The following is a 14147-nucleotide window of genomic DNA, read 5'->3' on the forward strand; positions in this document are numbered from 1 at the left end:
CCATGCAAAACCGCATCATGATCACCGGCGCCGGGTCCGGCCTCGGTCGCGAAATCGCCCTGCGCTGGGCGCGTGAGGGCTGGCGCCTGGCGCTGGCCGATGTCAACGAAGCCGGCCTGCGCGAAACCCTGGAGCTGGCCCGCGCAGCTGGCGGCGAAGGCTTTGTCCAGCGTTGCGATGTGCGCGACTACAGCCAGCTCACCGCCCTGGCCCAGGCTTGCACCGAACAGTTCGGTGGTATCGACGTGATCGTCAACAACGCCGGCGTTGCTTCGGGCGGGTTCTTCGCCGAACTGTCGCTGGAGGACTGGGACTGGCAGATCGCGGTCAACCTGATGGGCGTGGTCAAGGGCTGCAAGGCCTTCCTGCCGCTGCTGGAACGCAGCAAGGGGCGGATCATCAACATCGCCTCGATGGCCGCGCTGATGCAGGGCCCGGGCATGAGCAACTACAACGTGGCCAAGGCCGGCGTGCTGGCCCTGTCGGAAAGCCTGCTGGTCGAGCTACGCCAACTGGAGGTAGCGGTGCACGTGGTGTGCCCGTCGTTCTTCCAGACCAACCTGCTGGACTCGTTCCGCGGGCCGAACCCGGCGATGAAAGCCCAGGTTGGCAAGCTGCTGGAAGGCTCGCCGATCAATGCGGCGGACATTGCCGAGTACATCCACCGGCAGGTTGCCGCTGGCGAGTTCCTGATCCTGCCCCATGAGGCCGGGCGCCAGGCCTGGCAACTGAAGCGCCAGGCCCCTGAGCGGCTGTACGACGAGATGGCCGAAATGGCGATGAAAATGCGGGCCAAGGCTCAGTCGCGATGATTCGTCTGTAAGGAAAATTACCTGGAAATGTAGGGCGCTTCTGAATCACGGCAGAACTATTGAGTAGTCCTATGCTGTCAAGGCAGGCTCCGGTTTTCCCTTTCGCTGGAGGACCGGAGCATGCTGGTAATAGGGCGCGAAGTGGGAGAGATCATCGTGATTGGTGATGACATTCGGATCATGGTCGTGGAAACGCGGGACGGGGTGGTGCGCTTTGGTGTGGATGCACCGCGGCAGGTGCCGGTGCATCGGGCCGAGGTGTACAAGCGCATCAAGGAAGGGCAGAAAGATAAAGCCCGTGGAATCTGATGTTGCCTGTGCCGGCCTCTTCGCGGGCTCGCCCGCTCCCACAGGTACTGCACCGCTCTCAAGACTTGTGAAATTCCTGTGGGAGCGGCGAGCCCGCGAAGAGGCCAGGCCTGCTAGTCGAGCAGCTCGCGGGGCACATCATGCTTGGCCAGCAACTGGCACTGCTGGCTTTCCAGGTCGAACAGGATGAACGCCTGGCCCTTGGCCAATGCCTGGCGCACCCGCAGCACGCGGGTTTCCAGCGGGGTGTCGTCGCCGTTGTCGGTACCGTCACGGGTGACGAAGTCCTCGATCAGGCGGGTCAGGGTTTCGGCTTGCAGTTGGTCGTAGGGGATCAGCATGGTGGGCGTTGCCTAGGGTGTTGGTGGGGGCATGCTACGCGAAACATTCGGGATTTTGGGGCCGCGTTGCGGCCCATCGCGACACAAGGCCGCTCCTACAGGGGAACGCGTATCGTCTGTAGGAGCGGCCTTGTGTCGCGATGGGCTGCAAAGCAGCCCCCAGGGCTCTCAGCCCTTGTTGCCAACCAGGCTATCCACCGCCGGCACCCGCGTATCGCTTTCCATCTGCGCATCATGTTCCAGCTGATGGCTGAAGCGCTCCAACGACGCATTGGCCGGCTGCGAATCACTGGCAAACACCGGCGGGCTCAGCAGGTACGCCGACAACAAGCGGCTCAACGCCGCCAGGCTGTCGATGTGTGTTCGCTCGTAGCCATGGGTGGCATCGCAACCAAAGGCCACCAGCGCGGTACGAATATCGTGCCCCGCCGTCACTGCCGAATGGGCATCGCTGAAGTAATAGCGGAACAGATCACGCCGCACCGGCAGGTCGTGGTCGCCAGCCAGTTTCAGCAGGTGCCGGGACAGGTGGTAGTCGTAAGGCCCCGACGAGTCCTGCATGGCCACGCTCACCGCATGCTCGCTGGAGGCCTGCCCGGGCGCCACCGGGGCAATGTCGATGCCGACGAACTCGCTGACATCCCAGGGCAGGGCGCCAGCCGCTCCCGAGCCGGTCTCTTCGGTGATGGTGAACAGCGGGTGGCAGTCGATCAATGGTTGGCGGCCGCTTTCCACCACGGCTTTCAGCGCCGCCAGTAGTGCTGCCACGCCGGCCTTGTCGTCCAGGTGGCGGGCGCTGATGTGGCCGCTTTCGGTGAATTCGGGCAGCGGGTCGAAGGCAACGAAATCACCGATGCTTACACCCAGCGCCTCGCAGTCGGCGCGGGTGGCGCAGTAGGCGTCCAGGCGTACCTCAACGTGCTCCCAGCTGACCGGCATCTGGTCGATGGCGGTGTTGAAAGCATGCCCGCTGGCCATCAGCGGCAGCACGCTGCCCCGGTATACGCCGGTATCGGTGAACACACTGACCCGGCTGCCTTCGGCGAAGCGGCTGGACCAGCAACCGACCGGTGCCAGGGCCAGGCGGCCGTTGTCCTGCAACTGGCGCACGCTGGCGCCGATGGTGTCCAGGTGAGCGGACACGGCGCGGTCGGGTGAGGTCTGGCGGCCCTTGAGGGTGGCGCGGATGGTGCCGCGGCGGGTCAGCTCGAATGGGATACCCAGCTCGTCCAGGCGTTCGGCCACGTAGCGCACGATGGTGTCGGTGAAACCGGTGGGGCTGGGGATGGCGAGCATCTCCAGCAGCACGCGCTTGAGGTAGTCGAGATCGGGTTCGGGATGTCGGTCGGACATGGTTGGGGACTCCTTTACTCCTGTGCCGGCCTCTTCGCGGGTAAACCCGCTCCCACAGGAAACCCACAGAGTTCAGCGCCTGTGGGGTACCTGTGGGAGCTGGCTTGCCGGCGATAGGGCCATCAGCAGTTACGCCAAAGGCCGGCTATGCGGAAACAGCAGGTCGATAAAACGCTCGGCGGTCGGTTGTGGTTCATGGTTGGCCAACCCGGCACGCTCGTTGGCCTCGATGATCACGTACTCCGGTTGCCCGGCATCACGCACCATGAAGTCCAGCCCCACCACCGGGATCTCCAGCGCCCGTGCAGCGCGCACGGCGGCGTCGGCCAGCACCGGGTGCAGGCGTTCGGTCACGTCTTCCAGGGTGCCGCCGGTGTGCAGGTTGGCGGTGCGTCGCACGGCCAGGCGCTGGCCGGCGGGCAACACGTCGTCGTAGCCAAAGCCCGCCGCGCGCAGGGTGCGCTCGGTTTCGTCGTCCAGCGGAATGCGGCTTTCGCCACCGGTTGCGGCCTGGCGCCGACGGCTCTGGGCATCGATCAGCTGGCGGATGCTGTGCTTGCCATCGCCCAGCACCTGCGCCGGGTGACGGATGGCTGCCGCCACCACTTCATAGCCGATCACCACGATGCGCAGGTCATGCCCGGCATGGAAGCTTTCCAGCAACACGCGGCTGTCGAACTGGCGGGCCTGCGCCACGGCGTGGGTGATGTCGTCGATGCAGGTGAGGTTCACCGCCACGCCCTGGCCTTGCTCGCCATCGACCGGCTTGACCACCACCGCGCCATGCTCGTCGAGAAACGCCAGGTTGTCGTCGGCATTGCCGGCCAGTTGCTGCGCCGGCACCTGCAGCCCGGCATTGTGCAGGGCATGCTGGGTCAGGCGCTTGTCCTGGCACAGGGTCATGGTCACGGCGCTGGTCAGGTCGCTGAGCGACTCACGGCAGCGAATGCGGCGCCCACCCAGGCTGAGGGTGAACAGGCCGCCGGCGGCATCGTCCACTTGTACCTCGATGCCCCGGCGCAGTGCCTCGTCGACGATGATGCGTGCGTACGGGTTGAGGTCGGCTTGAGGCCCCGGCCCCAGAAACAGCTGCTCGTTGATGCCGTTTTTGCGCTTGACCGCGAAGGTCGGCAGGTTGCGAAAACCCAGCTTCTGATACAGGCGCTTGGCCTGGCGGTTGTCGTGCAGCACCGACAGGTCCAGGTAGGCCAGCCCACGGCTCATGAAGTGTTCGATCAGGTGGCGCACCAGCACTTCACCCACGCCGGGGCGGGTGCAGTGCGGGTCTACCGCCAGGCACCACAAGCTGCTGCCGTGCTCGGGGTCGTCGAATGCCTTGGCGTGGTTCAGGCCCATGACGCTGCCGATCACCGCGCCGCTGTCTTCGTCCTCGGCCAGCCAGTACACCGGGCCGCCCAGGTGCAGAGGGGTGAGCAGCTCGGCGTCGACCGGCAACATGCCGCGCGCCTGGTACAGGGTGTTGATCGCCTGCCAGTCGCCCGGGTTCTGCGCCCGGCGCACGCGGAAGCCGCGGAACACCCGCTGCGCCGGGCGGTAGTCGGTGAACCACAGGCGCAGGGTGTCGGACGGGTCGAGGAACAGTTGCTGCGGGGCCTGGGCCAGCAGCTGCTGGGGCGCGGCCACGTACAAGGCGATGTCGCGCTCGCCGGGGCGTTCTTCCAGCAGGTCGGCGGCGAGGTCGGCCGGGTTGGGGTAGGTGTGTCCGATCAACAGCCGGCCCCAGCCGCAATGCACGGCGCGCGGCTGGTCGTGTGGCTGGCTGCCATCGCCGGCCAGGCGCGCCTGCAGGCGCTCGTAGGACGGCGCCTGGCCGCGCAGCAGGCGCTGACCGTAAGCGATTTCATGGGCTTTCATCGGTCAGATTCCTTGTTCGCTCAGCCACAGGTTCAGCGCCGCCAGCTGCCACAGCTTGGAGCCGCGTAGCGGTGTCAGCTGGCCGTGCGGGTTGCTCAGCAGGCGGTCGAGCATGGCCGGGTTGAACAGCCCGCGGTCCTGGCTGGGGTCGGTCAGCAATTCACGTACCCAGCCGAGGGTGGCGCCTTCCAGGTGCTTCAGGCCAGGTACCGGGAAGTAACCCTTCTTGCGGTCGATCACCTCGTGCGGGATCACCCGCCGCGCCGCCTGCTTGAGCACCTGCTTGCCGCCGTCGGGCAGCTTGAAGCGTGCCGGAATGCGTGCTGACAGCTCCACCAGGCGGTAGTCGAGGAACGGTGTGCGCGCCTCCAGGCCCCAGGCCATGGTCATGTTGTCGACCCGTTTGACCGGGTCGTCGACCAACATCACCGTGCTGTCCAGGCGCAGCGCCTTGTCTACCGCATCGGGGGCACCGGGGCGGGCGAAGTGTTCACGGACGAAGTCGCCGGCCGTGTCGGTTTCCAGAAGCCAGGGTGCCTGCACGGTGTCGCGGTACTCGGCGTGGCTGCGATCGAAGAAGGCCTCGCGGTAGGCGGTAAAGGCATCTTCGGCGCCGTCCACCTGGGGGTACCAGTGGTAGCCGGCGAACAGCTCGTCGGCCCCCTGGCCGCTTTGCACGCCCTTGCAGTGCCGGGCTACTTCCCGCGACAGCAGGTAAAAGGCGATGCAGTCGTGGCTGACCATCGGCTCGCTCATGGCGCGGAAGGCGGCCGGCAATTGCTCGATGATCTCGTGCTCGGCGATGCGTAGCTGGTGGTGGCGGGTGCCGTAGTGCTTGGCGATCAGGTCGGAATACTGGAACTCGTCGCCGCGTTCGCCGCCGGCATCCTCGAAACCGATGGAGAAGGTCGACAGGTCGTCCACGCCCACTTCGCGCAGCAGGCCGACCAGCAGGCTGGAATCGACCCCACCGGACAGCAGCACACCCACGTCCACCGCTGCCCGTTGGCGAATGGCCACGGCGTCGCGGGTGGCGTCGAGCACGCGGGTGGTCCAGCCTTCCAGGTCCAGCTCACGTTCATCGGGGTTGGCGCCATAGTGCAGCTGCCACCAGGTCTGGCGTTCCACTTCGCCATGGCGGTCGATGCGCATCCAGGTACCGGGTTCCAGCTTTTGCACGTTGGCCAGCAGGGTGCGCGGCGCCGGCACCACGGCGTGGAAATTCAGGTAGTGGTTGAGTGCCACCGGGTCGAGCATCGGGTCGATGTCACCACCCTTGAGCAGCGCCGGCAGGGTCGAGGCGAAGCGCAGGCGCTCGCCGTTGCGCGACAGGTACAAGGGTTTGACGCCCAGGCGGTCGCGGGCGAGGAACAGGCGCTGGTTGTCGCGCTCCCAGATGGCCAGGGCGAACATGCCATTGAGCTTGGGCAGCAAAGCCGCGCCCCAGGCGTGGTAGCCCTTGAGCAGCACCTCGGTGTCGCCGTCGGACCAGAAGCTGTAGCCCAGGGCCTGCAGCTCCTGGCGCAGTTCGGGGAAGTTGTAGATGGCGCCGTTGAAGGCCAGCGAAAGGCCCAGGGTGTTGTCGACCATCGGCTGGGCAGAGCCGTCGGACAGGTCCATGATTTTCAGGCGCCGGTGGCCGAGGGCGATCGGGCCTTGGCTATGGAAGCCCCAGGCATCCGGGCCGCGGGGCGCCAGGTGGTGGGTTATGCGCTCTACCGCAGCCAGGTCGGCTGGGCGAGGGGCTTGGTCGATGGGGGTGAAACGCAACTCTCCTGCTAATCCGCACATAGGTCCTTACCGGTTTTTCCGTTGGGGAGGGGGTACCCCGGATTAGGGCACCTTAAGGAACTGACCCATGTGGTTTGTGAGAGTTTTAGATCGATCTGTTATATGGCGCAAAGCTATGGGGGCGCGTTGCGCCCCTTTCGCGACACAAGGCCGCTCCTACAAGAGAATACGATCTCCTGTAGGAGCGGCCTTGTGTCGCGATGGGCTGCGCAGCAGCCCCATTTCCCTATTTCCCGCGAATCAACCTGCGCAAGGCAAACCGGTTCGGGTGGCACGCCTCCGCCACCGCCCGTGGCAACGGCAGCGGCTCCCCGCACACCCACGCCGCCACCAGTTCACCGCTCAATGGCGCCGTGATCAACCCGCGCGAGCCATGCCCGCTGTTCACATACAACCCATCCAGCCAGGGGCAGGCCACATCCGGCAACTGCCGTGCATCCCGGCCCAGCACTGCGTAGGCCTGGGCGAACGCCTGCGCATCCGCCACCGGCCCGACGATCGGCAGGTAATCCGGGCTGGTGCAACGGAACGCCGCACGCCCCTGCAATTGCCCGGGGTCCAGCTCGGCCGTACCCAGGCGCTGGGCCAGGTCGACCGAAATCTCGTCCAGCAATGCCAGGTTGCCCTGGTGCTCGGCCACCGTCGGTGCCAGGTCTGTGCTGTGGAAGTCGAAGCTCGCGCCCAAGGTGTGTTCATCCCCGCGCGGCGGCGCCACATAGCCTTCCGCACACACCACGGTGCGCAGCGCGCGGCTGCTGGCCGTGGCCGGCAGGCGGGTGATCTGCCCGCGGATGTGCTTGAGCGGCAGCTGCGCGCATGGCTCGAAGCGCAGTACGTCGGCGGCACCGGCCAGGACCACCACCGGTGCGCTGGCCAGCAGGTGTTCGCCAGCCCAGGCTTGCCACTGCCCGTTGACCTTGCGCAGTTCGAGCACCTCCTGGTGCGTCAGCAGGCGAATACCTGGGTGCTGCAACTGCTGCTGGCACAGCGCCGGCGGGTGCACCCAGCCACCTTCGGGATAGAACAGCCCACCAGCCGGCAAGGCCACCCCGGCGATGGCTTCGGCCTCTGCACGCTCCAGCGAGTGCAACAGGCCAGGTTCGAAGGCGCCAGCCAGCTTGCCCTGGCGTTCGGCTTCCTTGCTGTCGAAGGCCAGTTGCAGCACGCCGCAGGCATCCCAGTCGCGGCCACGTTGCAGGCGCTGCAGCTGGCGCCGGGTGTAACCGAAACCGGCCAGGATCATCTGCGACAACGCCGTGCCGTGGGCGGACAGCTTGAGGTACAGCACCCCTTGCGGGTTACCCGAAGCTTCCCGTGCCGGGGTGTCGTGGCGTTCCAGCACGGTAACCTGCCAGCCACGCCGGGCCAGGCTGGCGGCGGTTGTGCTGCCGGCGAGCCCGGCGCCTATCACCAGCGCTTCACGCGGCCCCGCTACGGCAGCCGGGCGCGCGTACCATGGCGCGCCGGGGCTGGGCACAGGGCCGACATAGGCGCCGCTCATCACTTCCCATTTCTTGCCGATGCCCGGCACCTTCTTCATGGCGAAGCCGGCGTCGACCAGGCTGCGGCGTACCCAGCCGGTGGTGGTGAAGGTGCCTAGCACCGTGCCCGGGTGTGACAGCCGTGCCAGCTGCGCGAACAGCTCCGGGGTCCACATGTCGGGGTTCTTGGCCGGGGCGAAGCCGTCGAGGAACCACACATCGATCTGCGCATCGAGTTGCGGCAGCTGTTCCAGTACGTCGCCTATCAACAGGGTGAGGGTGACCCGGCCGTTGTCGAAGGTGAACTGCTGGAAGCCAGGGTGCACTGCCACGTACTGCTCCAGCAGGGGCTGGCTGTAGGCCGCCAGTTCCGGCCACAGGCGTATGGCGCGGGCCAGGTCGTCGCGACCGAGGGGGTATTTTTCGACGCTGACGAAATGCAGGCGGGCCTCGGCATGGGCGTGCTGCTCGAACAGTTGCCAGGCGCAGTAGAAGTTCATGCCGGTGCCGAACCCGGTTTCGCCGATCACCAGGCAGGCGTGCGGGGCGAGGTTGGCAAAGCGCTCGGCCAGGCGGGTTTGCCCAAGAAACACGTGCTTGGTTTCTTCGATGCCTTCGTTGACTGCGAAATAGACGTCGTCGTATTGCCGCGAATGGGGGCGGCCCTGGTCGTCCCAGTCGATCTGGGCGTGCTGGAGGAGGGTGGACATGGTTGGCTCGGTTGCAGCGGATGGGCGGATTTTATGCCATCCGGGAAGTTTGCGCAGGCTGTGCCGGCCTCTTCGCGGGCACGCCCGCTCCCACAGGTACTGCACAAGCCTTCAAATCCGCTAGTCTTGCTTATCCATTGAAGGAGCCAGTGCATGTTCGAATCCGCCGAAATCGGCCACAGCATCGACAAGGAGGCTTACGACGCCGAGGTACCCGCTTTGCGCGAGGCCCTGCTCGAAGCCCAGTACGAACTCAAGCAGCAGGCGCGCTTCCCGGTAATCGTGCTGATCAACGGTATCGAAGGCGCCGGCAAGGGCGAGACGGTCAAACTGCTCAACGAGTGGATGGACCCGCGCATGATCGATGTGCTCACCTTCGACCAGCAGACCGACGAAGAGCTGGCCCGCCCGCCGGCATGGCGCTACTGGCGGGCCCTGCCACCGAAGGGGCGGATGGGCGTGTTCTTCGGCAACTGGTACAGCCAGATGCTGCAGGGGCGGGTGCACGGGGTGTTCAAGGACGCCGTGCTCGACCAGGCCATCACCGGCGCCGAGCGGCTGGAGGAAATGCTGTGCGACGAAGGTGCGCTGATCATCAAGTTCTGGTTCCACCTGTCCAAGAAACAGATGAAGGCGCGGCTGAAATCGCTCAAGGACGACCCGCTGCACAGCTGGAAGATCAGCCCGCTGGACTGGCAGCAGTCGGAGACCTACGACCGTTTCGTGCGCTTTGGTGAGCGCGTGCTGCGCCGCACCAGCCGCGATTACGCGCCGTGGCATGTCATCGAGGGCGTCGACCCGAACTACCGCAGCCTGGCGGTAGGTCGCATCCTGCTGGAAAGCCTGCAGGCGGCACTGGACAACAACCCCAAAGGCAAGCACCGGGGCAACGTTGCTCCGCTGGGCCGCAGCATCGACCAGCGCAGCTTGCTTGGCGCGCTGGACATGACCCTGCGCCTGGACAAGTCCGACTACCAGGAGCAACTGGTCACCGAGCAGGCACGCCTGGCCGGCCTGCTGCGCCACAAGCACATGCGCCGGCATGCCTTGGTGGCGGTGTTCGAAGGCAACGACGCTGCTGGCAAGGGCGGCGCCATCCGCCGCGTGGCCGCCGCGCTGGACCCGCGCCAGTACCGCATCGTGCCGATTGCCGCGCCCACTGAAGAAGAACGCGCGCAGCCTTACCTGTGGCGGTTCTGGCGGCACATTCCGGCGCGTGGCAAGTTCACCATCTTCGACCGTTCCTGGTATGGCCGGGTGCTGGTGGAGCGGGTGGAAGGCTTCTGCAGCCCGGCCGACTGGATGCGGGCCTACAGCGAGATCAACGATTTCGAGGAACAGCTGGTGAATGCCGGCACGGTGGTGGTCAAGTTCTGGCTGGCGATCGACCAGCAGACCCAGCTGGAGCGCTTCGAAGAGCGCGAGCAGATCCCGTTCAAGCGCTACAAGATCACCGAGGACGACTGGCGCAACCGCGACAAGTGGGACGACTATGTTCAGGCGGTGGGAGACATGGTCGACCGCACCAGCACCGAGATTGCGCCCTGGACGCTGGTGGAGGCCAACGACAAGCGCTGGGCGCGGGTGAAGGTGTTGCGCACCATCAACCAGGCGCTTGAGGCGGCGTTTGCCAGGGACAAGAAATAATCGAAGTTCCTGTTTGCCTGTGCCGACCTCTTCGCGGGTGAACCCGCTCCCACAGGAATACCACAGGGCTGAATCTTGTGTGATCCCTGTGGGAGCGGGTTTACCCGCGAAGAGGCCAGAACAGGCAGCATATCTGCCAAGCCATGCCGCAGAAGAATGACCTGATGAATTCTTTTCCCGGCACTTGCCACCGTCCCCGCCCTCCAAGCCCGTAGAATTCAACTACCCCCACCACGGGCTTGATCGAGGATTTTATGCACACCATTACCGGCCGCTGGGGCTATGGCCTGTTCCTGGCACTTCTGACCGCATTGCTCTGGGGCATCCTGCCGATCAAGCTCAAGCAGGTGCTGCAAGTGGTCGACCCGGTCACCGTCACCTGGTACCGCCTGCTGGTCTCCGGTGGCCTGCTGTTCGCCTGGCTGGCCGCCAAGCGCAGGTTGCCCTCCTTGCGCAAACTGGCGCCCAAGGGCAAAGGCCTTGTGGTAGTGGCCGTGCTTGGCCTGATGGGCAACTACGTGTTGTACCTGATCGGCCTCAACCTGCTCAGCCCGGGCACCGCGCAACTGGTTGTGCAGATCGGCCCGGTGCTGTTGCTGGTGGCAAGCGTGTTCGTGTTCCGCGAGCGTTTCAGCCTGGGGCAGGGCGTGGGCCTGCTGATCCTGCTGGCGGGGTTCGGGCTGTTTTTCAACCAGCGTTTGGAAGAGCTGCTGACCTCGCTCGGCACCTATACCACCGGCGTGCTGACCATCCTGCTGGCCACCAGCATCTGGGTGTTCTATGCGCTTAGCCAGAAGCAGCTGCTGACTGTGTGGCATTCGCAGCAGGTAATGATGGTGATCTACCTCAGCTGCGCCGCGCTGCTGACGCCCTGGGTCCACCCGTTGGAGGCGTTGCAGCTGACCCCGGTGCAAGGCTGGCTGTTGCTGGCCTGTTGCCTGAATACCCTGGTGGCCTATGGCGCGTTCGCCGAGGCGCTGGCGCACTGGGAGGCGTCGCGGGTGAGTGCCACGCTGGCGCTGACCCCGCTGGTGACCTTTGTCGCGGTGGCGTTGGCGGCGTTGGTGTGGCCTGAGTATGTGCACGCCGAGGACATCAATGCCCTGGGCTATGTGGGGGCAGTGACGGTGGTGCTGGGTTCGGCGCTGGTGGCGCTGGGGCCTTCGCTGGTGGCCGGGTGGCGCGCCCGCAAGTTCAAGAGGGTTGCGCGCTCTGTGTAGGAGCGGCCTTGTGTCGCGATGGGCTGCGCAGCAGCCCCAGAAATCTCGGCAGCGACATAGATTTTTGGGGGCTGCTGCGCAGCCCATCGCGACACAAGGCCGCTCCTACAGGGGAGCGCGGTCTCTGAGCTGTCAGCCCTTGCCCCCCGGAGCCAGCATGTTCTCCGGCCTCACCCACTGGTCGAACTGCTCATTGGTCAGGTACTTCAGCTCCAGTGCCGCCTCGCGCAAGGTCTTGCCTTCGCCATAGGCCTTCTTGGCAATTTCCGCCGCCTTGTCATAGCCAATATGCGGGTTCAGCGCCGTCACCAGCATCAACCCCCGCTCCAGGTGCGCCGCCATCTGCTCGGCATCCGGCTCGATGCCCGCCACGCAGTGCTGCTGGAAGTTGCGGCAGCCGTCTGCCAGCAATTCGATCGACTGCAGCAGGTTGTGGATGATCACCGGCTTGAACACGTTCAGCTGCAAATGCCCCTGGCTGGCGGCAAAGCCGATCGCCGCGTCGTTGCCCAGCACCTGGCAGGCCAGCATCGACAGCGCTTCGCACTGGGTCGGGTTGACCTTGCCTGGCATGATCGAGCTGCCCGGCTCGTTGGCCGGCAGGCGTACCTCGGCCAGCCCGGCGCGCGGGCCGGAACCCAGCAGGCGCAGGTCGTTGGCGATTTTCATCAGGGCCACGGCCAGGGTCTTCAGGGCGCCGGCCAGGCTGGTCAGCGGCTCGTGGCCGGCTAGGGCAGCGAACTTGTTCGGCGCAGTGACGAACGGCAGGCCGGACAGCGCCGCCAGCTCGGCGGCGATGGCTTCGGCAAAACCATGCGGGGCGTTGAGCCCGGTACCCACGGCAGTGCCGCCCTGGGCCAGTTCGCACACCGCCGGCAAGGTGGCGCGGATGGCGCGCTGGGCATAGTCGAGCTGGGCGACGAAGGCCGACACTTCCTGGCCGAAGGTGATCGGCGTGGCGTCCATCATGTGCGTGCGGCCGGTCTTCACCAGCTTGTGGTGGCGTGCCGACAGCTCGGCCAGCCCCGAGGACAGCTCTGCAATGGCCGGCAGCAGCTTGTCGTGCACCGCGTGCGCCGCAGCGATGTGCATGGCGGTAGGGAAGCAGTCGTTGGAACTCTGCGAGCGGTTGACGTGGTCGTTGGGGTGCACGGGTGCCTTGCCGCCACGGCCCTTGCCGGCCAGTTCGTTGGCCCGCCCGGCGATCACTTCGTTGACGTTCATGTTGCTCTGGGTGCCGCTGCCGGTCTGCCAGACCACCAGCGGGAACTGGTCGTCATGCTGGCCGCCCAGCACTTCGTCGGCGGCCTGCTCGATCAGCCGGGCGATGTCGGCTGGCAAGTCGCCGTTACGGTCGTTGACGCGGGCCGCGGCCTTCTTGATCAGCGCCAGGGCGTGCAGCACCGCGATGGGCATGCGTTCCTTGCCGATGGCGAAGTTGATCAGCGAACGCTGGGTCTGCGCACCCCAGTAGGCGTCCTCAGGAACTTCGACCGGGCCCAGGCTGTCTGTCTCGATACGGCTCATTCTGTACTCACTCCTGTGTAGTTCGAAATCGCAGTTTAGGCCCTGATTCGACCGAGCGGTTCCGTCGCTCGTCGTGCCACTTGAGCACATCGCCACCACGGCGCAGAATGCTCTACTCTGAGGTACCCGCCTCCCTCTCTTCTGAAGGAAATGCAATGACCCGTCTCCGTGTCCTTTGTGCCGCCGTTGCCCTGGCTTGCGCCAGCGGCCAGGTACTCGCTGCCACCGCCAGCCACAACGCTGCTGCCGAGAAATTCCTGACCCTGGCCAACGCCGACAAGCTGGGCACCCCGGTATACATGCAGGTCCAGCAGATGTTCGCCCAGCGTTTCGCCCAGACCAAGGCCCCGACCACCAAGCAGGCGGTGCTGGAAAGCTACCAGGCCAAGGCCAACGCCGCGCTGGACAACGCCATCGGCTGGAACAAGCTGAAGCCGAAGATGGTCGACCTGTACACCCAGACCTTCACCGAGCAGGAGCTCAAGGACCTGGTCAAGTTCTACGAATCGCCGCTGGGCAAGAAAGTGCTGCGCGAAATGCCCAAGGTCACCCAGCAGTCGGCCCAGCTGACCCAGCAGAGCCTGGAGCCAGCGGTACCGGTGGTGAACAAGCTGCTGGACGACATGACCAAGGAGCTGGACCCGAACGCTGGCAAGGCCGCCGCCCCGGCGAAGAAGTGAGTACGCCGCGATGACCATGCAACAGCGTATCGAACAGCAGCTGGCCGCCCTGGCGCCGCAACACCTGCAAGTGCTCAACGAAAGCCACATGCACAGTCGTGGTCAGGAGACCCACTACAAGGCAGTGATCGTCAGCGAGCAGTTTGCCGGGTTGAACAGCGTCAAGCGCCACCAGAAGGTGTACGCCACCATGGGTGAGCTGATGGGCGAGATCCATGCCCTGGCCATCCACACCTACACTGCCGAAGAGTGGGCCAAGGTCGGCGTTGCACCGGCCTCGCCGGTGTGCGCGGGCGGCGGGCACTGAAACCTTGCTGTTGTTCTGGTAGAATCCTGCAAAATCCGGGGGCCGTTTTGCGGCCCTTTCGCGACACAAGGCCGCTCCTACAAGGGATCGCAAC

General features: G+C 65.5%; 12 protein-coding genes. 6 read left to right on the forward strand and 6 right to left on the reverse strand.

Translation table 11 applies throughout. The features are described from left to right. The first annotated feature begins 2 nt into the window (after positions 1 to 2). Together CAG46_RS12005 and csrA are read left to right on the forward strand one after the other, a co-directional pair. A complete protein-coding gene (locus CAG46_RS12005) occupies positions 3 to 812 on the forward strand; it encodes an SDR family oxidoreductase (protein WP_025338082.1) in 810 nt (269 codons plus the stop codon). Positions 813 to 932: 120 nt separating this feature from the next. After that, positions 933 to 1121: a carbon storage regulator CsrA gene (gene csrA / locus CAG46_RS12010; RefSeq protein ID WP_085589970.1), complete on the forward strand. Its 189-nt coding sequence runs from the start codon at positions 933 to 935 to the stop codon at positions 1119 to 1121. A 113-nt stretch (positions 1122 to 1234) separates the two neighbouring features. On the opposite strand, the gene CAG46_RS12015 is transcribed toward csrA, so the two are convergent. The 5 genes from CAG46_RS12015 to mnmC form a co-directional block, all read right to left on the reverse strand. Further along, entirely contained in the window at positions 1235 to 1462 is a 228-nt protein-coding gene (locus tag CAG46_RS12015) for a YheU family protein (RefSeq protein WP_003252629.1), read from the reverse strand. A gap of 168 nt (positions 1463 to 1630) precedes the next feature. Continuing rightward, complete coding sequence (locus tag CAG46_RS12020; protein WP_085617662.1) at positions 1631 to 2815, reverse strand: osmoprotectant NAGGN system M42 family peptidase; 1185 nt, start codon at positions 2813 to 2815, stop codon at positions 1631 to 1633. 129 nt (positions 2816 to 2944) lie between these two features. After that, positions 2945 to 4690 carry an N-acetylglutaminylglutamine synthetase gene (ngg, locus tag CAG46_RS12025; RefSeq protein WP_025338085.1) on the reverse strand — a complete coding sequence of 582 codons (1746 nt, stop codon included), beginning with the start codon at positions 4688 to 4690 and terminating at the stop codon, positions 2945 to 2947. A gap of 3 nt (positions 4691 to 4693) precedes the next feature. Further along, positions 4694 to 6481 (reverse strand): N-acetylglutaminylglutamine amidotransferase, encoded by a 1788-nt coding sequence (locus CAG46_RS12030; protein WP_085617664.1) that lies wholly within the window; start codon positions 6479 to 6481, stop codon positions 4694 to 4696. Positions 6482 to 6707: 226 nt separating this feature from the next. Then, positions 6708 to 8672, reverse strand: coding sequence for a bifunctional tRNA (5-methylaminomethyl-2-thiouridine)(34)-methyltransferase MnmD/FAD-dependent 5-carboxymethylaminomethyl-2-thiouridine(34) oxidoreductase MnmC (gene mnmC, locus CAG46_RS12035; protein WP_085617666.1), 1965 nt, complete (start codon positions 8670 to 8672; stop codon positions 6708 to 6710). 153 nt (positions 8673 to 8825) lie between these two features. Here mnmC and pap point away from each other — a divergent pair, with 153 nt between their 5' ends. After that, positions 8826 to 10319: a polyphosphate:AMP phosphotransferase gene (gene pap, locus CAG46_RS12040; RefSeq protein ID WP_025338088.1), complete on the forward strand. Its 1494-nt coding sequence runs from the start codon at positions 8826 to 8828 to the stop codon at positions 10317 to 10319. A gap of 254 nt (positions 10320 to 10573) precedes the next feature. Further along, positions 10574 to 11539: a DMT family transporter gene (locus CAG46_RS12045; protein ID WP_025338089.1), complete on the forward strand. Its 966-nt coding sequence runs from the start codon at positions 10574 to 10576 to the stop codon at positions 11537 to 11539. Between the two features lie 132 nt (positions 11540 to 11671). Here the strand turns inward: CAG46_RS12045 and CAG46_RS12050 are convergent, their stop codons facing one another. After that, entirely contained in the window at positions 11672 to 13066 is a 1395-nt protein-coding gene (locus CAG46_RS12050; RefSeq protein WP_025338090.1) for a class II fumarate hydratase, read from the reverse strand. Between the two features lie 155 nt (positions 13067 to 13221). On the opposite strand from CAG46_RS12050, the gene CAG46_RS12055 reads away from it, so the two are divergent. Together CAG46_RS12055 and CAG46_RS12060 are read left to right on the forward strand one after the other, a co-directional pair. Beyond that, positions 13222 to 13746 carry a DUF2059 domain-containing protein gene (locus tag CAG46_RS12055; RefSeq protein ID WP_025338091.1) on the forward strand — a complete coding sequence of 175 codons (525 nt, stop codon included), beginning with the start codon at positions 13222 to 13224 and terminating at the stop codon, positions 13744 to 13746. Positions 13747 to 13756: 10 nt separating this feature from the next. Further along, entirely contained in the window at positions 13757 to 14053 is a 297-nt protein-coding gene (locus CAG46_RS12060; RefSeq protein WP_003252644.1) for a BolA family transcriptional regulator, read from the forward strand. The last annotated feature ends 94 nt before the right edge of the window (positions 14054 to 14147 follow it).

The sequence above is a fragment of the Pseudomonas sp. B23(2017) genome (genome assembly GCF_002113725.1).
GTDB classification, from domain to species: Bacteria; Pseudomonadota; Gammaproteobacteria; order Pseudomonadales; family Pseudomonadaceae; genus Aquipseudomonas; species Aquipseudomonas putida_Z.